We start from the raw sequence: 21,418 nt of genomic DNA on the forward strand, positions 1-21,418 counted from the left end.
GCTATGCCATCAGGCAATACGGTTCAGTTAGTTAGTGGTATTGCGTCGGCTGATGCCAGAAGCTGATTTACAAGTACTTTTCGACTTGGATGAAGAGTAACTTAAAAGCTTGGCGATCGCGTTTATTTAATTGTAGTTATATTTACAAGTATGAGTGCGATCGCATTTTCTGAACTAATACAATTCTATTCCGGTAAACCCTTAACTTGTAACAAATCCAAACCCCTTTCAAATATTTCATCAATTCGCAGCATTTGACCATCAGTAGTCATAAATTTATGGTCTTTTGTTGCCCGAATTATTGAACCATCTTCCAAACAATATTCAAAAACTTCTTGTTTACCGCGATGATGCCACTGTGCAATTGGTTGCGTGTAAACATTGCCATTACTATCAACGCTGTACACACTACATTCAATACGTTTTTCTACAATTTCACCTATAGGAATAAATCCATATTCAACCGTCAAAACTTCGGTATCATAGCTTAAGCAATATTCGGCGAACTTTAACATATCGTCAAATAATTTCTCAGCTATTTGCTTTCTAACGCCGTTTTTAGTCGCACCATCAATAAACTTTTCCTGCTGCTTTTGCATTTCGGAAACTTTCTTTTTACCCATAGCGCGACGCAGCAAGTCAGCTTGTCCTAGAGAATAGCCAGCCATATCTTGAGCAATTTTCATGATTTGCTCTTGATAGACCATAATTCCGTAGGTTTCATTCAATATTGGTTCTAAAATTGAAGTTTCATATTCTATAGCTTCTCGCCCATGCTTCCGGTTAATAAATTTCGGAATTAAGCCTGCATCTAATGGCCCTGGTCGATAAAGTGCCAAAATTGAAGAAATATCTTCAATATTAGAAGGCTTCAAATCTCGCACTATTTGACGCATTCCTGAAGATTCTAACTGAAATATCCCTTCTAATTCACCAGCTTCTAAAAGTTCATAGGATTTATGTACATCTTTTGGTAAAGTGCTATGTTCACCTTTGGCTAATATCCTCTGCGCTTTTCTTTCCTGACGTGGAATTTCATCTGGGTCGAGACGATAGCCATTGGTTTGTTCAATCAATTCAATGGTTTTTTGAATCAATGTGAGATTTCGCAAACCCAAAAAATCCATCTTTAACAAGCCCATTGATTCCAAGTCTTCCATGAAATACTGGGTAATCACAGAGCCGTCATTATTTCTTTGTAATGGTACAATTTCATCTAAGGGATCGGCAGAAATCACCACACCCGCTGCATGAACACCAAAGGTTTTGTTAGTCCCTTCAATTCGCATTGCCATATCAACCCAATGGCGAACTTTGGGGTCATTATCATATTTTTCTTTAAACTCTGGTTCTGGAGTTTCAGCAGAAATCATCACCTTGAGTTTGGTGGGTTTACCCCTCACTACAGGAATTAATTTTGCCATTTTGTCGGCATCCCCGTAGGGGATATTTAATACTCTGGCGACATCTTTTAAAACAGCTTTGGAAGTTAGACGGTTAAAGGTAATGATTTGAGCTACCCTATCAGCACCGTATTTTTCAGTGACATAATCAATAACTTGATCCCGTTTTTCAATGCAGAAATCTGTGTCAATATCAGGCATAGATTTCCGTTCGGGGTTTAAAAAACGCTCAAATAATAGCCCATGATGCACTGGATCAATGTTGGTAATTCGCATGGCATAGGCAACCAATGAACCAGCCGCTGAACCGCGACCTGGGCCCACAGGAATATTGTTATCTCTAGCAAACTTGATGTAGTCCCACACAACTAAAAAGTATGTGGAAAAACCCATCTGTTGCAGCATTTTTAATTCATATTCCAATCTGTCTTTGTAGACTTGATCAACTTCATTACGGGATTTACGATTTAATCTTTCTAAAAGTCCTTGCCAAGCCACTTCTTCCACATAAGTATCAGCAGTATGACCAGAAGGAATCGGATAGTTAGGAATGCGAGGCTCACCCATAATTTGGTAAGGCTCAACTTTATCGGCAACTTCTTCAGTAGTAGCTATAGCTTCAGCTATGACATCATCTGGCAAATGATCACGAAATAGCATCCTCATTTCTTCAGCAGATTTGAGATATTCAGTACCACTGTAACGCATCCGATTCTCTTCACTAATTAATTTGCCTGTTTGAATACATAGCAAAGCATCGTGTGCTTCTACGTCAAAGCAAGAAATAAAATGAGAGTCATTGGTAGCGACAAATTTAATATTTAGTTCTTGGGCAATTTTGACAATTTCAACATTAACAATGCGGTCTTCTTGAGAACCGTGGTCTTGAATTTCTAAATAAAAATCATCACCAAACACATCTTTGTACCATTGAGCAACTTTACGGGCTGCGTCTGGTCTGCCGCTGAGAATTGCTTGGGGAATTTCTCCACCTAAACAAGCACTAGTGACAATTAAACCTTCATGATATTCTTTTAATAATTCTTTATTAATACAAGGACGAGAAAAAATACCTTTGCCTTGTACACCTTTAAGGTGAGAAATAGTGGTTAACTTAACTAAATTTTTATAACCTTTTGTATTTTTAGCTAAAACAACTTGATGATAACGGGGTCGGCGTTCTTGTTTTTCGATATCGCCGTTGATAATATACATTTCATTGCCAATAATTGGCTTAATATTTTTACTGCGGCAAATTTTGATCAGTTCCACAGCGCCATACATGACACCATGATCTGTGAGGGCGATCGCTTTTATCCCCAGTGCGATCGCGCGATCGACCAAATCTGGCAGCTGACTTGCCCCATCAAGCAAACTGTAGTCACTATGAATATGTAATGGCACAAAGGACATATGCTTCTCCAACCACAAGCCAACTCTATCCTAGGACATCCTTTTGAGCAGGATTTTATAAGGCAACGGGATCTTAGATTAACTCGTTTGGGAAAATTTCACTTCCGCAACTGATGTTTGAATAGTTACATCAGCATGAGTTATGGGATTTTGCGAAAAGTTGCGTGCGGTGAGGGGGTCGCAGTCTTGGCGGTTCCCGTCGATTGCGAACCCCCGAACCCGGAGGGGAGTTCCCCCCGTTGAGCAAACTTTTCAAGACGGATTTTGGCGAGGTAGTTACCGTCTTAGCGCCTTGCGTCATTAGTGCAAGCGTTGCGCGAGTCTTCTGAAGCTAAAAATAGCTGAACTGTTGGCTGAGTTACCCCCTCGGTCATTTATTTCTCAACTAATAGCTAAAGCCTACTAGTTCACCACGCAAATTTTGACTCTTGGAGACCGGGGAAAGGGAAAAGGGGAAAGGGAAAGAAATTAAAAACATCCGCCCCTTTTCCCCTTACCCAATCCCTGTGCCTGTCAAAATCTTTTTGGCAGGCTACTACTTCAGTAGTTAGAGGGTGTGGGGTGTAGTGAGACTTTCTTCAGTTCCCATAAAAGCCACACCCTACCCCCAGTCTTGATGAGGGTTTCAGTACTTTCCGTGAAAAGTCAGGTCATGATGTCTGCATTAAACTTCTTGCAAAAGTACTAACGCCTGAAGTCACACTTATAAAAATTTATTATGCTTGACGACGTACAAAAACTTTTGTAAGAGGTCTAATATATAGCTTTGTGGATGAATGTAAACTAATTTGTAGATGTTTGCTGCACTGCAATTAATGTGATGTGGTCGTTCCTTATCATTGGTCATTAGTCATTTGTATTTACAAAGGACAAAGGACTAATGACAGCCATAAACAAAACGTTAAAAGCCACGTTATATGGACGAGGCTGAGATTGCAAACTTTAAGTGAGTGCAGCACTTTTTAATGTTTTTTAATATTGTTGAGGCCCTTTAGCATCACATTCTTTAGTCCAACACCGTTTAAGAAGTTGAATTCGCCAGCCGTGGGCAAAGCGCCGGGGATTCAACTCTAATTTAGAATCGCGGCTAAACAAGGGTTGGTTAAGATACTGCCAAATAGGGAATTTAATTTTGTTGTTTTGTGCGGTCATAGGAGGAACAAGTAATATAAAAGCGTTGTGGCAGTAGTTGGCATTTTGTGTGAGAATTGCCACATACTGATTTTCTAGTTCAAGATGACATGATATTTATTCAATTGTCTTGGTGACAATTGCGGAATCTCACTTGAACTTTTCTACCACATTCGGGCTAGACCAAAAGATAGACTAAAAGTTCCTCAGTAGGTTGGCACAAATTAAGTTAAATCGTCAAGGTTGTCAGGGGTCAGTTTTCAGTTGTCAGTTTTCAGTGGTAAGGGTTTCGGCTATTTTGAAATTTTTTAACGTATTTTATGGTGGGCGTAATATCGTGTCCGGTTAAAGACTTATCATTTTTCAATCATCTTTGCGACACAGACTGTAGGGGTGTACAGCTGTACGCCCCTACAAGGTATCTGTTGCTAAACCCTGGTCGTTAGAGCCTTTTAATAATGCGTCCCGGTTTTGCGATGGTTGATAGCAGTGACAGCATCAGGTTGGATTAATTTACCGTTGTCAACAGTTGCATATACTACCCAGTGGTCGCCGCATTCCATGCGTTGACTGACCGAACATTCAACATAAGCTAAAGCGTCGGTGAGAACTGTGCAGCCATTTTCGGCAACTGTGGTGCTAAAGTTGGCAAATCTGTCTTCGCCTGGCGCAAAACTCTTGCGGAAGTGCTTCATGTATTCGGAATGACTGCCTTCAGCTAAGATGTTGAGGGCAAATTTACCACCTGGATACATGAGAGATTCTATTGCTCGGTCTTTAGCGATCGCAACTGTTAAACCTGGTGGATTAAAGGTTGCTTGAGATACCCAAGCGCCTAACATCCCTGTAGAAACATCTCCTTGCTTAGCTGTAATCACGCAAATTGAACCAACAATCCGACCGACAGCTTGTTCTGTGGGTGTAGCGGCTTGTTGTGGTACCCGTACTTTTCTAGCTTTTTTCAGTCCTTGGGCAAAGTCTGTACCAACTTCTTCGCAGAACTTGAGAGTGACATCATCGGGTTTAAACTTGACTTTGAGAGTTTCAAACCCAAACCGATAGCCAGCATCTCTAAGTTTACCTTCAATTAAATCAAAGGCTTCGCCACTCCAGCCATAGGAACCGAAAACGCCTGCAACTTTATTGTTATCGCCTACTTTCAGAACGATACCCAAAGCTGTATGAATGGGGGTAGGTGCATGACCACCGATGGTAGGAGAACCGATGATAAAGCCATCTGATTTTTCTACCGCAGCTTGGATTTCATCAGGTGTAGCAAATTCGCAGTTGATTGATTGAACTGCGACTCCTCCTTTGGTTAGTCCGAGAGCGATCGCTTGAGCTAAAGTTGCTGTGTTACCATAAGCTGAGGCATAAAGTAACGCTACAGAAATCTCTCTGTCTCTTTGAGAACGACTCCATTCACCGTAAGCTTTGGTCAGTTCAAGTAAGCCAGTACGCACCAAAGGCCCGTGACCGACAGCATACATTCTCACCTGTAAATCTGATATCTTCTCCAAAGCTGCTTCCACATGGGGAGCTTGGGGAGCCATCAGACAATTATAGTAATAACGTTGGTCTTCCTTAAATGCTTCCCAGTTATCATCAAATACTTCATCGCCACAGATATGAGTTCCAAATAACTTATCTGTGTAGAGAATTTGGGTTTGTTGGTCGTAGGTACAAAGTGCTTCCGGCCAGCGAGGACTGGGAATAGGCAAGAATTTTAAAACATGACCCTTACCCAAATCTAGAGTTTCTTTCCCACGCATCGTTAAGATATTTAAAGCGTCATCTGGGAAAACTGCACGTAAATGAGTAGCAGTCAGAACAGAACAGACAAAGGTAATGTGTGGTGCTAATTCTAAAATCGCCTTGATAGTTGGCACGCGGTTGGGGCTAAAATGACCCACGATCACATAATCCAACTTTTTCAAGTTGATAGTCTCTTGCAATGCTTCCAGATAAATGCTGCTGAAGCTTTCACCAGGCGGGTCAATAATTGCGGTTTTATCACCTGCTATTAAATAGCAATTGGCGGTAGTACCTCTTTCTAATGCATATTCAATTTCAAACCGCAGACGTGACCAACTACGCGCTCTGAGGATTTTAGTGTTTGTAGCAATGGGAAGAACTTGTACGTCACGGGGTTTGGAATCGATCATAGATTTACGGTTAAGTGTGGAAAAAAAATGGAAAAACCGGGTAGAGTGCGCCCAGTTTTTAGCAGATTGAATCAAGCCAGTCAGGGTGTTTAGGAGGCTCATGGGTTGCTGGCGGCGTGGGTGCAGGGGAGCAGGGGAACTTGGGGCCCCCACGACCGAAAGGGAGTGGGGATTAGGGGCACAGGGGAGCAGAGGAAGCAGAGGAGCAGGGGAGATGGGAGAATAACTAATGACAACTGACCACTGACCACTGACAACTGACCAATTCCCCATTCCCCATTCCCAATTAGTAGTAATTTCCTACTTTGCGGTGGCGAACGGCTGTGAATGCATCGGGTTTGGATACACGACCTTCATCGACGGTGCAGTATAAAATCCAGTGGTCGCTGCACTCTATGCTGCTTTGTACTTCACATTCCATGTATGCTAAAGCGTCTGTCAAAATCGGTGAACCGTTTTTGGCGGTGCGGGTTTTGACGCCAGCAAAGCGGTCTGCACCAGGACGCAAGCGTTTGAGGAATTGCTTCTTCAGTTCTTGATAATTTCCTTCTTCCAGGACGTTGAGGACGAAGCGATCGCCTATTTGCATCATGGAATCAATGGCGCGGTCTTTGGCTACGGCAATCGTAAATCCTAATGGTTGCAAACTCGCTTGCGATACCCACGAAGCTAGCATGGCACCTGACACATTACCTTTTTTGGTAGTAACAATATATAGTCCGCTGCTAATCCGTCCCAAAGCTTTTTCCATGTTGACATCAAGAGATTTGATCTGCTTGATGTTGCGTTCTTTGACCAACAATTGTCCTAAGTCTGTACCGGCTTCTTCGCACAACTGATAGGTGGCGTCGGAGGGTACATCTTTAATGCGAATCGCTCCAAAGGCTTCTTTCACACCTAAATCGATAAATTTGCGCCGCAAGGTATCAATAGGTTCATCATCGCCGCCGTAAGATTCAAACAAGCCAACTACTTGTTTGTTCTTGGCCACGGCTAGTAGTGAACTAATACCAGCTTGAGCAGCAATAGCAGTACTTGGGGGCATTCCGATAATTAAACCAGATGCTCTACCTGCTAGTTCTTGGATTTCTTGTATACCAGCGGTACTGAGGTCGATAACTTCTGTGGCGACACCAGTTTTTTGGATGCCTTCAGCTATGGCCATAGCTAGCTGATCAGCATACCCGTATTCGGAAACATAAAACAAGCCGACAGTGGTCTCTGCCTTTGCTTGTCTGTGACTCCAACTTTGATAACACTCAGTTAGCACATCTAAATGATGGTGCAACAGCGGGCCGTGACCGTTAGCAATAATGTTAATCTTGCCCAGTTCGTTCATTCTCTTCATGGCATTCAAGAGAGAACGAGCGTTGGGGCCCATGAGACAGTCATAGTAAAATCTAAAGTCAGCTTCGATCGCCTCTAAGTCTTCGTCAAAGGTGCGTTCGTCACAGAAGTGCATCCCAAAGGCGTCGCAGGTGAAGAGGGTTTGGGTTTTGCGATCATAACTAAAGATGGTGTCTGGCCAGTGCAGGTTAGGCGCACTCACGAATTCGATTTCGTGTCCTTTACCAATGTTGATGCGATCGCCACTTTTCACAATCCGCTTAGAAAATGGATCATGTACCAAACCTTCCAAAAATTGCAGTGCAATTTTTGAAGCTAAAACAGTAGCTCTCGGTGCCAATTGCAGCACATCTTCTACTAAGCCGCTATGGTCTGGTTCTGTATGGCTGACAATAATGTAATCAATAGTCTTAGGGTTTACAAGTCCTTTCAGTGTGTCCAGATACAGCTGACGAAACTTCTGGTGAGAAGTATCAATCAAAACTGTTTGTTCGCCCCTAATTAGATATGAATTGTAAGTCGTACCGTTTTGCAGTCCGAATTCGATATCGAAGCGATCGCGATCCCAGTCAAGAGAGCGAATCGCTGTGGTGTTAGGGGCAATTTCTACAGTCTGTATAGTTAGCCGATGCTGAACGTTCTCTGCGATCGCTACCATTATTCGTCTCCGAGCGCAAATAAACAGTATTGTTTCTCTGCCCCCATTGTGCCTATAAATCTTTTTTAAAGTTGTAATGAAGAATATATTTCGGAAAATTCAACTTGTATCAATTATTGCTATTTTTTAGCATTGTTTTTAACTCGAAAAATCTCCTAAAATTTACTTTATCTCTAAGTAACACTTTTTAATTTTTGATATTTCTTGGCATAATTTAAAATCCCAAACATATCATACATAACTTATTTTATTTGACAAGCTTTTCGTAACAAAAAGCATAATTTACCTACCACTGTACCTCTATTTAATTTTGTGGGGTGTGTGATACCGTAGGATATACATTTCCTAATTTGGTATAAAATCAATTGCTTTATATAGATGAATTGAGATATTTTTACTTATTAACTAGAATAATCGCATCATTATTCTCAGTAGAAACCCTGTGAATTTAATTATAAATTTTGGGAACAATAGATTTATAAACCATGATTGAATCCTCTCCTCCAGAGCTTGCCAAGCAAGCTCTGGAGTTTTCTATTTCATACCATTTTAGATTCTGAAATAATTGCTATATAAGCTTTTTAGCACTTTAACTGTTGCAATTATTTTTCAAATTACTAACATTAGCAAGCTAGTATCTGGTTAGAAATTTGGTTGAGTTACGTAAAAACCTAAATATCAGTAATTTTATATTTTTAATTTTTCAACATAATTACTAGTATTAATATTTTTAATTGTATCTTGATTAACAAAATTTTTAGTAGTTTTACCGCACCACAAGTTAACTTTGTATGAATAAAAAGAATATATAGTTTCTCAATGTTTAAACTTTATGTTTTTAAATAAATTCGCTAGTGTAGTCTCGGTGTTTACCGCAGGTGTAGGTATAGCCATCAATCTTTCATTTGGTAGAACAGCGATCGCTCAAACAACTAATACCAATCTTTATATTCAAGTAGGCTCTGATATTAATGGCGAGCCAATTATACTTGATTTGGCATCGGTTAAAGGAAGCGAGTATACACTCTTACGCAAGGATGGAGATGGTACAGCACAAACAACTCTGAGTGCTTCTTGTGTTCAGCATCGGTTGTTTTCCAAAAGATTTTCTTTTTACAACTCGGCTGGCAAATTGATCCGTGATGATAAAGCCAAGCGAGAGATTGTCCTCAAGCGTGGTACTCCTGAGAGTAACTCTATGGAGATTGTTTGCCAAGCAGGAGACAGTCGTAGTAAGTAAGGGGAATTGGGGAGCCATTGCGGTCTTGGGGTCTCCCCAAGTGGATCAAATGGCGTCATTGGGGATGGAAAGATGAGGGAGAGAATAACTAATGACCACTGACCACTGATATCATGTCCGGCAAATTGCCCATAATAAAAACACCCCACCCCCAACCCCTCCCCTTGGTAAGGGGAGGGGAGACAAAGCATCGCTTTGGCGGGGTGGGGTAAGCGCGGATATTAAGGGTAATTGAGCGGACATGATATGACCACTGACAACTGACCACTGACCACTGACAACTGACATATTTGCAGAAACTTTTGTGAGATTTTATCGGTCTGATTCTCCAAATTCTGTCATAAACCACTAATGTTTTTTTCTACTCAGGGTGTTCCGGGATTGCCCGATTTAACACATCCAACAGAACTAATTCAGTTTGGAAACCATGTACTCAAAGCTTCTCTATTATTAGTCTTTTTAATCTTAGCTTTGGGAGTAGCGATCGCTGTTGTCAGTTTTGCCTTTCGTCGCCACCAACAAGAAGAAGCAATTTTTCTAGGCGAGTGGGCTATTCGCTACTCTCAACTATTACAAGGTTTGCAACATTTAACTTTGGTATTAGTTCTGTTGGTGGTGGGATTTTTTCTTTGTTCAACTTTAAGCAATCGCTATCACTACTGGGAACAGACAAAGGTGGCGCAAGTTGTTCAAAGTGTAGCTGGGGACAAACTAGAACAAATTGCGCCTCAAATACGCTATGTTACCAAGGAACCGATTACTTATAATACTCAAGTTAACGGCAAGATAGTTAGGGTAAGTGATACGCAACAGGTTAACCGCTTTCTGCCACTAGCTGGGTCGCAAGTTCAGGTAAAGCTTGACCAAAACACAGATGTTCAAGGTCGCAGTGCAGTTTATAAGGTAGATTATGGTGCTGATTACAAATTTGTCAACCGACTCAAAGATATTAATAGTTTTTTCTTTGAAGCACCAATACCTAACGGCTACTCACTACTTGCTAACTATAAAGTAGAACGCGATCGCACTCGTTTAGAACCAATTAATCCAGGAAATTATAGCTTTTCCTTCCAGCTACAACCAGGGGAAGAAACTACCTTTCGCGTTACCTATGAAGCCAGAGGAGGGCCGCGTTGGGTTTACAGTACCGCAGGACAATTGTTATCTAACTTTCGCCTCACAGCAATTGCTAATTTTAGTTCTGTTGATTTTGCTAGTGGGATTGTACCGAATGAGATTAAAACTGATAGACGTAGCACTCAATTTACTTGGATATTTAATGATAATGTTTCGGTGAAAAATCCCTTTGGCGTATTTACTAACACTAATCCCATTCGTAATACTGGCATTATTCCTCGTCTTTTATTGTTAGCACCAGCAATCTTTTTGTGGTGGATATTATTGTTATATTTATCCCTACCAATGAGTTTGAAAAATGTCGCGATCGCTGGTAGTATTTTCTTTGCTTGTTTGTTGACTTTAACTTATCTAAGCCGCTTCATGAATGCAGAGTTAGCTTGGACAATGATTTCGCTTGTGTTGCTAACCTTGAGTTGGGGGTTGGGGTTAACTCGCAGTGCTTCTTTGGCTGCGATCGTTTGTACCATCGCTGGTGCAGTATTACCAGTTTTGGGATTATTAGTACCGTTTAGCGGTTTGACTCTCAGCGTCGCAGGTTTACTTTCCGCTATTTGGTTAGCGGTGCGTCATTGGTATGGCTGGTATGGTTTGCAGATAGAAGATAGTAGAAAATAATGCCAACAAGAAGGGGGTGGGGTGTAGGGTGTAGTACGAATTAGTATTAGTGATTTTGTTATGCGGCTAAGTGGTTCAAGTCGGCTGGAGTCAAGTTTGAATGTACTACTTGACCATCGCGGAACCAAACTATGCGCTGGGTTTGACGAGCAACTTCTGGTTCATGAGTAACCATGATAACCGTGATTCCACTAGCATTAAGTTCGCCGAAGATATCTAATACTTCTTGAGTTGTGCGAGAATCAAGGGCGCCGGTGGGTTCATCGGCTAAGAGGACGACAGGACGGTTGACAATGGCACGGGCGATCGCTACCCTTTGTTGTTGTCCTCCTGATAGTTGCGTTGGTTTGTTGTTGAGGCGCTTTTCTAAACCGACTTTGATTAAAGCTTCCCTTGCGCGATCGCGTCTCTCTGCTGGGTTAACATCAGCATATACCATTGGCAACATCACGTTTTCTAAGGCTGTGAGTTGGGGTAACAAATGGAATTGTTGAAACACAAACCCCAATTTCTTATTACGAATATGTGCCAAATCTTTATCGTTCATTTGTGCCACATCGATGTTATCTAGATAATAATGTCCGTCACTGGGACGGTCTAGACAACCGATAATATTCATGGCTGTAGATTTACCCGAACCAGAAGGCCCCATAATTGAACAATATTCACCTTCGTGAATAATCAAATTCACGTCGTTGAGTGCTTTGACTTCGGTTTCACCACTGCCGTAAACTTTAAAGATATTTTCTAAACGAATAATTTTTGTCATTTGTTAGTTGTTAGTTGTCAGTGGTCAGTTGTCAGTGGTCAGTCATCATTTATTATATTTGCGAGTTATCCAGAAACCTAAGCTGATAAAACTCACGGTAGCAATGATACTTAAAATTAAAGATGCGTAAAATGGGTGTGGTGGGTTGTGTAAAGAGATTGTTACGGGTTGGTTGATTTTGTCGATGTGTTGGACAATAACGCCGGAGATAATTGCACCGCCACCAAAGCCGATACCTATTATTTGGATGGTATTGTTTAAGGAGTGATCGCTCTCGGTTTGTTCTGTTTCTACTATACCTCTAATTGTATCAACTAGCTGTACAAATAATTCTTGACCAGGTGTCAGATAGTTAATATCTGTTTGGATTTGTTGTTGCCATTTTTGACAGTCTTTATTTAGAAAATCTTGACATGATTGAGGACTATTACCACTACAAATAGTTTGAATTTTCTCTAAACAAGTTCTGTAGTTAATAATATTAGTAGTAATGGCTGTGTGGTGGATTTACAAATCCTGTAAGCATCTGGTGTAATCAAAGCTTTTTTTGGGTATTTTCCCCATCAAGCTTTTTAAGCCAGATAATTGTGTTTGATTTTCAGATATCAGTTCGTCCGACAGAATATATCAGCTTGTGTACAGGTTCTGGCTGGTTTACGGTTTGACCAAAATTTGATTCAACAGTTGTTTAGAGAGGAAATTATGCAGGAATCTGTAATTTACAAAGAAACAGGAGGCGCAAGCACTAATTTTACGTCAGCTAGTACGCCGCCTTGGTGACATCCAACCTCAGATAGAACAACAAATAAGCACTTTATCCATCACTCAACTCGAAGATTTAGCTGAAGCGCTGTTAGATTTCACTAGTCAAAGTGATTTAGTCAATTATTTAACGAATATCTCCCGATATCAACCAAATTCAAAAAATTAAGTAAAAATATATTAGCTCAAAGCGCCTAACGCACTGCTAGGAGACACGGTGCGTTAGGGCGAAAGCTGTAACACACTTTACTGGTCTGACTGTAATTACGAATTACAAATTACGAATTACGAATTACGAATTACTAAGCGCTTCTTAACGCTACAATCGGGTCAAGTTTAGCAGCACGACGCGCAGGGACGACACCAAAGAATAAACCGATACCGCCGGAAACACCAACGGCCATAGCAATGGCAATAGGAGAAATTCCTGCTTCTAAGGGAGTCAAAGCTGCTACTAAGAAAATGCCACTAACACCTACAGCCGTTCCCACTAAGCCGCCAATTGCTGAAACAATCACTGCTTCAATGATGAACTGTAACAAAATATCTTGCTCTGTTGCTCCTATTGCCTTTCGCAATCCGATTTCTTGGGTACGTTCGGTGACGGAAACCAGCATGATATTCATAATACCAATGCCACCGACAAAAAGCGATATGCCTGCGATCGCAGCTAACATAATTGTCAATGCACCTGTGATTTGACCAACTGTTTGCAAAGCATCTTTTTGAGAGTTGATAGTGAAATCATCTTCTCCGCTGAGTTTGTGCCGCAAGCGTAGCAAATTGGTCATTTGAAACTGTGCTGCATCCACACTATCGGCATTCTTAGCGGAAACGGTAATATAACTTAACTCTAGTCCATAGGGAGAAGTCCGCCCGACAATTCTGTTGGCAGTTGTCATAATCGGCATCAAAGCCGCATCATCATAATCAACACCTAAATTTGAACCTTTGGCTGCCAACACTCCAATCACTTGGAAACTGGCATCTTTGATCCGCAACTGTTGCCCTATAGGATTACTATTACCAAAAAGTCTTTCTGTTAATTTCGCACCCAGCACAACAACTTGGTTGCTACGCTTACTATCTACCTCGGTAAAAAACCGCCCTTTGTCAATTTCAAAATCCCGCACGATCAAAAAGGTGGGAGTTGTACCTACGATATTTACATTAGTATTTTTATTACGGTAAGTAACCACCTGCCTACTGTTCAATTCTGCCGTGACTGCTGCTACAGTTGGGACTTGAGTTGCGATCGCTTTAGCATCTTCTAACACCAATGTTTTCGGCAAATCTCTGGTGATGCGTTGAGTTTCCCGATTACCTGGAATAATAAATAGCACATTTGGCCCCAAAGATTGCAACTGTTGAGTGACGTACCTTTGCCCACCTTCGCCAATGCCAATCATGGCAATCACTGAGGCATTACCAATAACGATACCTAACATGGTGAGGGCACTACGCAACTTATTCGACAGCAGGGTTTTACCCGCCATTTTCACACTTTCTAAGAAATTCATGCCAATTTGTCATTTGTCAGTTGTCAGTTGTCAGTTGTCAGTTGTCAGTTGTCAGTTGTCAGTTGTTTTTATCCCCCATCTCCTCTGCTCCCCATCTCCCCTGCTCCCCATCTCCCCTGCACCCCTGCTCCCCTTCTCCCTCATTGTTGCTTTTGCTTCTCGATTTTGTACTCCTTCGGTGGATTCACAAATACGCGATCGCCTTGTTTAATTCCTTCTAAAATCTGAGTTTGGTCTTGGATTTGTGCGCCTACTGTGATTTCATGAAACTGGGGTTTATTATTCTTATCTGGTACGAGTACGCCCGTTTTACCATTCTCTGTCACAATTGTCACAGTCGGTAACACCAAAGCATCATTGACGCGATCGCCTATGAAGGTCAAATCCACATTTAAACCAGAACGCAATTTATCTATACCAGTATCAAGGGCAACCCGCACTTGGAAGGATGTCACACCTTGTTCTAACACTGCTTCAGGGGCAATCAAGCGTACATGTCCTTTAAAAACCTGATCTGGATAGGCATCAGCGACAATTTCTACTTGCTGTCCTTGTTGAATTCTGCCAATATCGGCTTCTGGGACTTGGGCTAGCACTTCTAAACCCCGTGCTACTGCCACAATTGAACTGGAAGTTGCCGATGCATTACTAGAAGCAGAAGTTGTGGGAGTGACAAATGCACCAATATTTGCATATTTTTGCGTGACAATTCCACTAAAGGGAGCGCGAATTACTGTATCTTGTAGCTTGACTTCTGCCGCCGCCAGTTGGGCTTGAGCTGCTTTCACCGCTGCTTGACGTTGGGCAATTTCCTCTGGACGACTGCCATTTTCCAACAATACTAATGCTGCCCTAGCTTCGGTGACAGCTGCTTCTTTAGCAGCAATTTCTTCACTACGAGTACCACTTTCTAACAGTGATAAACGTTTTTGTGCTTCTGCTAAACTAGCTTTTGCTCTTTGGTCTTCGCTAATGTATTGATCAAGCTGATCTTGAGAAGTTGCTCCTTGGCGTGTGAGTTCCCGATATCGAGTAACTCGTGCTTGGGTCAAATTTACCTGTGCTTGGGCTGACTGCACCTGCGCTTGAGCTTGTTCAATTTCTTGGGAACGATTACCTGCACGGGCTTGAGATAGCTGTGCTTGCGCCTGTGCTAATCTGGCTTTGGCTTGGTCAATTTCTTGGGGGCGATTTCCAGCACGGGCTTCATCTAGCTGGGCTTGGGATTGTGCTAAGTTGGCGCGGTACTGACGGATTTGTGCTTCAATATCGCCCACATCCATACGAGCAATAATTTGTCCCTGCTGCACGCGATCGCCCTGTTCTACATATAATTGCCCCAGTACACCCGGATTTTTGGGACTAATATTCACAGTTTGCACTGGTACTACTTTACCACTAGCAGTAATCCGCAAAGTGACATTTTTTGCTTCCACAGGAATGGTGAGTTGCGAAATATCTTCACCTTTTCCACGATTCACCAAGTTGTAAGCGATCGTTGTACCAACAATCAAAGTACTTGCCGCCATCAGCCCAAGTAGCCAGTTTAGTGGATGTTTAACTTTACCAATAATGGGAATTTCTATCTGCGAAAACATAAATAGCAACCTATAAATATTGCTTTGCGCTTCAGTAGCTTTGAACTCAATACAGTTTTTTCGGGACAAGAGGAGAAAAAAGGCTAATTTGAACCGTATTGAACTTTTATTGGGATGGCAAGTACGGGATTTGAGAGTTGAAAGTAATTTTTGGATTAAATGTTTATCTTTGAGCAACTAGACGAATGTGTAACTTAATCGTTGCTTAATTTTACTTCATGATAACTACCAATAATTTCGTATGCTTCACCTAAATGGGTGACTTTACTAAGCCAGTATGCATAAAAGTTGCATCTTGACTTTAAAGAGTCATCCCTTGTTATTGGTCATTTATATGTAGTTGGGCGCAATTCAATATAAAGAAGACTCACCCAAACAATAGCCAAAACCCTTATTATCACGTATGGATAATTCATGAATTGCCCCTACGTGCAGTTTGGCGTAAGTCCTAGTAAAGTATACTCTTGCTTTATAGTCACCGCCAATAGCGCTCAACACAACAACTAGAGCCACTAACCCTCTAGGTGACGCTCGTTCCTCGCTAACACTAACGCTGAGGAGGGCTACCTCACTGCACTAACTCACTAAAAACTTTTTTCCAATTCCCCTTCGGGTTCGCCAGTCGCTCATGGGGGAAACCCCCAAGACCGCGCTGGCTCACCAATTCCCTATTCCCTATTCCCCATTTTGGTTATACCAATCTTCGTTAGTTTCCCAATTAGAAACCTCATTGTAAGCATCATCGGTGGGGTAAGGTTCGGCTTTGGTACGGCGATTCTCTGGCCTCAATGCTTCTCGTTCTCGCAACGTCAGCGGTGTTGTTTCATTAATTGGCAGACGTTCAACTGTTCGCCTTGCAGGTTTTTGGCGTATAAAGGTTTTCCAAGCAGTTTTAACGCCTACAAAAATGCTGCGTGTGCCTACTTGCAGATTTTGAGCTTGTTTTTTAGCACCATCCAGACTTTGGTCAACTTGTTTCACGACTTGAGTAGCGCTTTTGACACCTTCGCTCACATCATCAGTTAAATCAGTGATTTCCAAACCAGTCGTGCGGATGGCATTGAGAGTAGGTGGCAACTCTCGTGAAAGTGTATCAAATAGCTTTTCTGCACTGCGGGCTGCGCGTGCTAACTCCTGCAAAGCTGGTATAGCCGCCACCAAAACAGCAGTCAGACTGGTAGCGACTAAAAGTATGGATAGTCCCAGCCAAAACAGGGGATCAATCACGGTTGTATCATCTATGAGTGTTCTATTTGCTGGGGAAGAGAATCTGAGTCTTCTTGCTCTTTTTGTCGCTTTAGCACTTGACTTTCACGCTGACTAGCATCTACACCAGCTGCGATCGCTTCGCGCAGTCTGTCTAAAGTCTCATCCCAATTTCGTAGTGCGCTAGCAGACAGACGATCTGCCTGAATTTGCACACTCGTAGATAAATCTTCTGCTAATTCTGGTAAAGCATTAGCAGATTTTTTCAAAAGTTTACGTGTTTCGCGCCCTGTGCGTGGAGCTACAAGCAAACCAGTTACAGCACCGATAGTAGCCCCTAGCATTAAACCGCCAAAAAATACTCCAGACCGGTTGTTAGACATTTTGTTGTTTTTCTCCTTACACCCATTTTAGGTGGGTTTCCTCCCCTTGCAAGACCTAAATGGTTGATCCAGTTAACTTATCCTGACAATATTTCCATCAGAAATGTTGCTTTGATTTATGAAATTATTTTACAACTGTCTTTTTGCTAAATTGATACCCCCGCCTGCTAAAAGAACGCCCCCAAAATCGTCTTCCTAAAAACAACAGACTGACAATTTGCCGGACTTGTTGGATCTGTTCCTGTAACCCTTGGTTCCCCTGGCGCAAGTTATGAATATTCTGTTGGCCAGTATAAATATTTTTGGGAGCGTTAGATAGTGCTGCATGGGTATTACGTTCATAGACAGTTAATCGGTCTGCTATGAATGCCAGCTTTTGCTTGAGTTGCCACACTCGCCAAGCCACGTAAAGTAGTACCAGCGAGATGAGAACATTAATAACTACAACTACAGTGACCATTGTTTACCTTTACCAACTCAGCTTTCAAGAATCGTTCAATGGGCTACTGATTTGGTTCTCACTTCATCATAACGACAGTTACTGTCAACGAAGAACACTAATCGTGAGCAACCCACACGGGGGAAGTCAAAAGTCAAAAAAATATTAAACCCTTGCTTTTGCGATCGCATCTTACAATTTTGCCCATAAGTCTTCATGCATATATCACCATCTTTGTCAATTCATAAGTCCTAGCCATTAGCTTTTACCTGAAAAATACATAACACCTTTAAGCCGCACTTGCTTTTTAGTTACCGCAGCCAATACCTCAGAACGTTTAGCGGCTGTGGTTGTGCTGCATAAAGCTGTAAGAAAATTTGCTTATTTTCACATAGTTTTATTTTTCTACACACTTCTTTAGTAAACTTAAGTTTTTAATTCAAAAAGTAGGAAAAGTAAGAGATTTCACCAAAATATTCGCTATTCTTTCTTAACTGTCTTATCTGTTCTTGCTTGTTGATTATGCTTTTAATAATATAGACATGCAATTTTTCATAAAAAAGCCAAAATTATAGAGGATAGCTATGTCTGACATCAGAAAACTTGGTCAATCTTGGATATTCAGTTGGTTCTTTGGTTTTAGTAATATCCCTACAGATGAAGATTGTTGCATTTACATGAAATCAGTTTTATGTTGCGCTAAAGGAGATGGAGTTCTTTCACAAGCAGAAAAGGATTGGGCTATTGGTTTTTGTGCATCTTGGGGAGTAGCAGACTGGGTGATTAAAGAGCTAAAAGCATATGAGGCAGATGAAGATTTAAAAGAAGTCATCGCTCGCTCTCCTCAAGTTTCCATAGCACAGAGAGATTTACTTCTCACTGCAATTAGGGCTTGTGCTGCTGATGGAGAAATTCATGAAAAGGAAAAGGCAAAACTGAAAGAAATGGCTTTTATTATAGGGGTAGAAGAAGAAATAGTAGACCAGTTAGAGCAGTTACACAAAGAAGAATTGGCACTACGGCAAAAGCGGATTCAGCTTTTATATCCAGAGAAAAGCCCCTATTAATCATCTATAGTCTTAATTAGTTATTCTCAACCCCAACACTGACCAAAACTATTCCAAATTTGCTCATTAACTCATGAAAATTTTCATAAGAGTTGGAAGTAATAATTTTGAATGAAAGCGAAGTGTATGGGGTGATAATTTTGAGATTTGCATAAATGCAGGATGATTTTGTGGGTAGAAATCTCAAACGATATAGCAGTTGAGGCATAGTTTCGGGCAACGTCACTCATGGGGTAGCCCCGCGGTGAGGCTGCCCCAATGTTAAACGCCACTTTTGCAGTCTATTTTGTTAGCTTCCTCTGATTCACAGCTTGGCGAAAACCCAGCACAAGCAAGATATTTGCCAGCGTCAAAAATAATTCTGCACTACCATGCAGCCAATCCACATTTGCCAAAGATTTGCCGTAATGTAGTTGGGCGTAAATCCCCGCTGGAATGGTAATAGCAACAAACACCAGCGTTCCGTAAAATCCATATAAGGCTAAACGTGGCATTTGCTGACTACGGCTAATAAACCACAAGAAACCCAAATAGGGAAACAAAGAAAGAGCAAACAGGGTTTCTTTAGATATCATCTCTGTGATTTGATAGGTTTTGGCTCAACATTATTAATTGCAGCGTCGGTAGATTTGGTGGAACGCCAGATCCATACTGCCGCTGCCCAAAGGGTAAAATTACCAACTAAAGTCATAGTAGCTTGCAGCGTCACCAACCATTCTAAAGATTCGGCATTGTCGAAATAATGCCACGTACAAGCGCACATAGCACTAACTAAAGCTGGTAACATGGCCAAAGACAGTCCCCACCAACTGCGGTTACCAGTGAGTTCGCCGTAAGTCCAGATTAACCAAATAGCGGCAACCCACTCTATAACGCTAGAAACATGAATAATCCAAGTGGGAATTGAAAGGGTGTGCATAGTTGTCAGTGGTCAGTTGTTAGTTGTAACCTTGTTTCTTCATCTTCCCACAAGCAAATTAATGTTTTTTGGTAGGATGACGGACATCTCATCAACTATATAGAAAAAGTTGATAATCCAAAATCTAAAATCCAAAATCTCAAATGACAAAGATGCGGGCGTTATTGTCTGGGTATTACGGTAAAGGTAATGGTGGTGACGAAGCTTTGTTGGCGACGCTTTTGCAAATGCTACCATCTCATGTCACACCTGTGGTGCTTTCTGGTAATCCAGAACAAACTCACGATCGCTACAATGTAGAAACTTGCGATCGCATGGCTCCTTTAGCTGTACTGCAAGCTTTACGCTCTTGTGATGCCTTTATTTGGGGCGGTGGCAGTTTAATTCAAGATGTTACTAGTACCATCAGCCCATTTTACTATGGGGGACTGATGGCATTGGCTCAGAAAATGAATTTAAAAACCGTTGCTTGGGCCCAGGGTATTGGGCCATTACTGCGCCCACAAACTCGTTGGTTAGCACGGCAAAACTTCGCTGGTTGTACTAAAGTCAGTGTCCGCGATCGCGCCAGTGCTGCATTATTATCAGATTGGCACATTCCTTGTATCATAGCTCCCGACCCAGTTTGGGCATTAGAATCTAAACCAGTACCGGGACTTTGGGATTTACCAGCACCGAGAATTGCAGTGACATTGCGATCGCATCCCCAACTCACACCAGCACGTTTAGCAAATTTAACTCGCGCTTTAGTAGATTTTCAAAAAGCTACGCAAGCTTTTATTTTATTACTACCATTTCAAAAAAGTGAAGATTTAGGCATTGCCCAAATTATTCAATCTCAACTAAAAGATGTCAGTCAGATTTTATCTCTAGAAGACCCACAACTTTTAAAAGGTGTATTTCGCGGTGTCGAAATGGCAATTGGAATGCGCCTACACAGTTTGATTATGGCAGCTGCTGAAGGTTGTCGCTGTTTTGCTCTCAGTTACGACCCCAAAGTCAATCGCCTAATGGAAGAACTAGCCATACCGGGGTGGGACTTGGCAACTTTACCAGATGATACTAATTTGATTGGTAAAACTTGGATAGAACATTATGCTAATGGCGATCCGCTTTTACCTGAACAAATTCAGTCTTTGGTAGATAGAGCATTGATGCATCGTGAGTTGTTGAACGAAGCTTTTAGTTGAGTTCGAGTTAGTTATGAGCGTCAGTTTTTGGCTAATACGAGTTTCGCCTGAACTTGTTTCAATAAATGACCTCAATGAAGCGAATATTTTAGAAATTGGGACAAAATCAGAAATAATATCCAGAATTTCGGAACTTTTTCCCGAAGTTTCATCCCATGAAGGTTATTATTACTTACCAGGATGCAGGAGAGAAAATTCGAGCAATTCTTCTATCTGGGAAGTCTGGTTAGGAGATGATGAACCCGTAAAATTGATTTGTATAAAGCCTCATGTTGGAATGTGCGACTTGACAATTCTTCAAGATATCTCTCAGCAGTTAAAGTGTAGTATTTTCGATCCACAAGATGGCGGTTTTATCTTTCAACCATAATTAAATGGTGAGAGCGATGCTTTTCTAATTTCACAAAGATTACGGAATCTGTGTTTGCCCCTTTGTAGTTTCTTGGAAACTGA

18 protein-coding genes are annotated in these 21,418 nt (G+C 41.5%); 6 read left to right on the plus strand and 12 right to left on the minus strand.

Translation table 11 applies throughout. The features are described 5' to 3' along the window. Nucleotides 1-185: 185 nt before the first annotated feature. The 4 genes from I8748_RS18630 to I8748_RS18645 all read right to left on the minus strand — a co-directional run bounded on the left by I8748_RS18630 (nt 186) and on the right by I8748_RS18645 (nt 8,117). The gene (locus tag I8748_RS18630) at nt 186-2,816 is read right to left on the minus strand and encodes a DNA polymerase III subunit alpha (protein WP_198126060.1); all 2,631 of its coding nucleotides are present in this window, start codon (nt 2,814-2,816) and stop codon (nt 186-188) included. Nucleotides 2,817-3,788: 972 nt separating this feature from the next. Continuing rightward, nucleotides 3,789-4,031: a hypothetical protein gene (locus I8748_RS18635; RefSeq protein WP_318781242.1), complete on the minus strand. Its 243-nt coding sequence runs from the start codon at nt 4,029-4,031 to the stop codon at nt 3,789-3,791. Nucleotides 4,032-4,399: 368 nt separating this feature from the next. Further along, nucleotides 4,400-6,112, minus strand: a complete 1,713-nt coding sequence (locus I8748_RS18640) for a diflavin flavoprotein (RefSeq protein ID WP_225896466.1) — start codon at nt 6,110-6,112, stop codon at nt 4,400-4,402. Nucleotides 6,113-6,398: 286 nt separating this feature from the next. Then, nucleotides 6,399-8,117 (minus strand): diflavin flavoprotein, encoded by a 1,719-nt coding sequence (locus I8748_RS18645; protein ID WP_198126062.1) that lies wholly within the window; start codon nt 8,115-8,117, stop codon nt 6,399-6,401. 832 nt (nt 8,118-8,949) lie between these two features. Here I8748_RS18645 and I8748_RS18650 point away from each other — a divergent pair. Together I8748_RS18650 and I8748_RS18655 are read left to right on the plus strand one after the other, a co-directional pair. Beyond that, nucleotides 8,950-9,357 carry a hypothetical protein gene (locus tag I8748_RS18650; RefSeq protein ID WP_198126063.1) on the plus strand — a complete coding sequence of 136 codons (408 nt, stop codon included), beginning with the start codon at nt 8,950-8,952 and terminating at the stop codon, nt 9,355-9,357. A 351-nt stretch (nt 9,358-9,708) separates the two neighbouring features. Further along, nucleotides 9,709-11,112, plus strand: a complete 1,404-nt coding sequence (locus I8748_RS18655) for a hypothetical protein (RefSeq protein ID WP_198126064.1) — start codon at nt 9,709-9,711, stop codon at nt 11,110-11,112. A gap of 58 nt (nt 11,113-11,170) precedes the next feature. Here I8748_RS18655 and I8748_RS18660 read toward each other — a convergent pair whose 3' ends face one another. Continuing rightward, on the minus strand, nt 11,171-11,881 hold the full coding sequence (locus tag I8748_RS18660) for an ABC transporter ATP-binding protein (RefSeq protein ID WP_214662651.1): 711 nt from the start codon (nt 11,879-11,881) through the stop codon (nt 11,171-11,173). A gap of 781 nt (nt 11,882-12,662) precedes the next feature. On the opposite strand from I8748_RS18660, the gene I8748_RS36075 reads away from it, so the two are divergent. Next, complete coding sequence (locus tag I8748_RS36075; protein ID WP_318781243.1) at nt 12,663-12,812, plus strand: DUF4351 domain-containing protein; 150 nt, start codon at nt 12,663-12,665, stop codon at nt 12,810-12,812. Between the two features lie 133 nt (nt 12,813-12,945). On the opposite strand, the gene I8748_RS18670 is transcribed toward I8748_RS36075, so the two are convergent. The 5 genes from I8748_RS18670 to I8748_RS18690 all read right to left on the minus strand — a co-directional run bounded on the left by I8748_RS18670 (nt 12,946) and on the right by I8748_RS18690 (nt 17,810). Next, nucleotides 12,946-14,163 (minus strand): ABC transporter permease, encoded by a 1,218-nt coding sequence (locus tag I8748_RS18670; protein WP_198126065.1) that lies wholly within the window; start codon nt 14,161-14,163, stop codon nt 12,946-12,948. Nucleotides 14,164-14,303: 140 nt separating this feature from the next. Continuing rightward, nucleotides 14,304-15,761 carry an efflux RND transporter periplasmic adaptor subunit gene (locus I8748_RS18675; RefSeq protein WP_198126066.1) on the minus strand — a complete coding sequence of 486 codons (1,458 nt, stop codon included), beginning with the start codon at nt 15,759-15,761 and terminating at the stop codon, nt 14,304-14,306. 675 nt (nt 15,762-16,436) lie between these two features. Then, nucleotides 16,437-16,988, minus strand: coding sequence for a DUF948 domain-containing protein (locus I8748_RS18680; protein ID WP_198126067.1), 552 nt, complete (start codon nt 16,986-16,988; stop codon nt 16,437-16,439). Between the two features lie 11 nt (nt 16,989-16,999). Next, a complete protein-coding gene (locus tag I8748_RS18685) occupies nt 17,000-17,350 on the minus strand; it encodes a YtxH domain-containing protein (protein WP_198126068.1) in 351 nt (116 codons plus the stop codon). Nucleotides 17,351-17,474: 124 nt separating this feature from the next. Further along, nucleotides 17,475-17,810, minus strand: coding sequence for a hypothetical protein (locus tag I8748_RS18690; protein ID WP_198126069.1), 336 nt, complete (start codon nt 17,808-17,810; stop codon nt 17,475-17,477). A gap of 563 nt (nt 17,811-18,373) precedes the next feature. Between I8748_RS18690 and I8748_RS18695 the strand changes: the two genes are divergently transcribed. Further along, a complete protein-coding gene (locus tag I8748_RS18695) occupies nt 18,374-18,856 on the plus strand; it encodes a tellurite resistance TerB family protein (protein WP_198126070.1) in 483 nt (160 codons plus the stop codon). A gap of 281 nt (nt 18,857-19,137) precedes the next feature. Here the strand turns inward: I8748_RS18695 and I8748_RS18700 are convergent, their stop codons facing one another. Continuing rightward, nucleotides 19,138-19,431, minus strand: a complete 294-nt coding sequence (locus I8748_RS18700; protein WP_198126071.1) for a DUF3593 domain-containing protein — start codon at nt 19,429-19,431, stop codon at nt 19,138-19,140. After that, nucleotides 19,428-19,775, minus strand: coding sequence for a DUF2499 domain-containing protein (locus I8748_RS18705; protein ID WP_198126072.1), 348 nt, complete (start codon nt 19,773-19,775; stop codon nt 19,428-19,430). The genes I8748_RS18700 and I8748_RS18705 overlap by 4 nt, the downstream gene beginning before the upstream one ends. Nucleotides 19,776-19,927: 152 nt before the next feature. Between I8748_RS18705 and csaB the strand changes: the two genes are divergently transcribed. Together csaB and I8748_RS18715 are read left to right on the plus strand one after the other, a co-directional pair. Then, nucleotides 19,928-20,965, plus strand: coding sequence for a polysaccharide pyruvyl transferase CsaB (gene csaB / locus I8748_RS18710; RefSeq protein ID WP_198126082.1), 1,038 nt, complete (start codon nt 19,928-19,930; stop codon nt 20,963-20,965). A 13-nt stretch (nt 20,966-20,978) separates the two neighbouring features. Further along, nucleotides 20,979-21,335: a hypothetical protein gene (locus I8748_RS18715; RefSeq protein ID WP_198126073.1), complete on the plus strand. Its 357-nt coding sequence runs from the start codon at nt 20,979-20,981 to the stop codon at nt 21,333-21,335. The last annotated feature ends 83 nt before the right edge of the window (nt 21,336-21,418 follow it).

The sequence above is a fragment of the Amazonocrinis nigriterrae CENA67 genome, from assembly GCF_016056305.1.
Lineage (GTDB): Bacteria > Cyanobacteriota > Cyanobacteriia > Cyanobacteriales > Nostocaceae > Amazonocrinis > Amazonocrinis nigriterrae.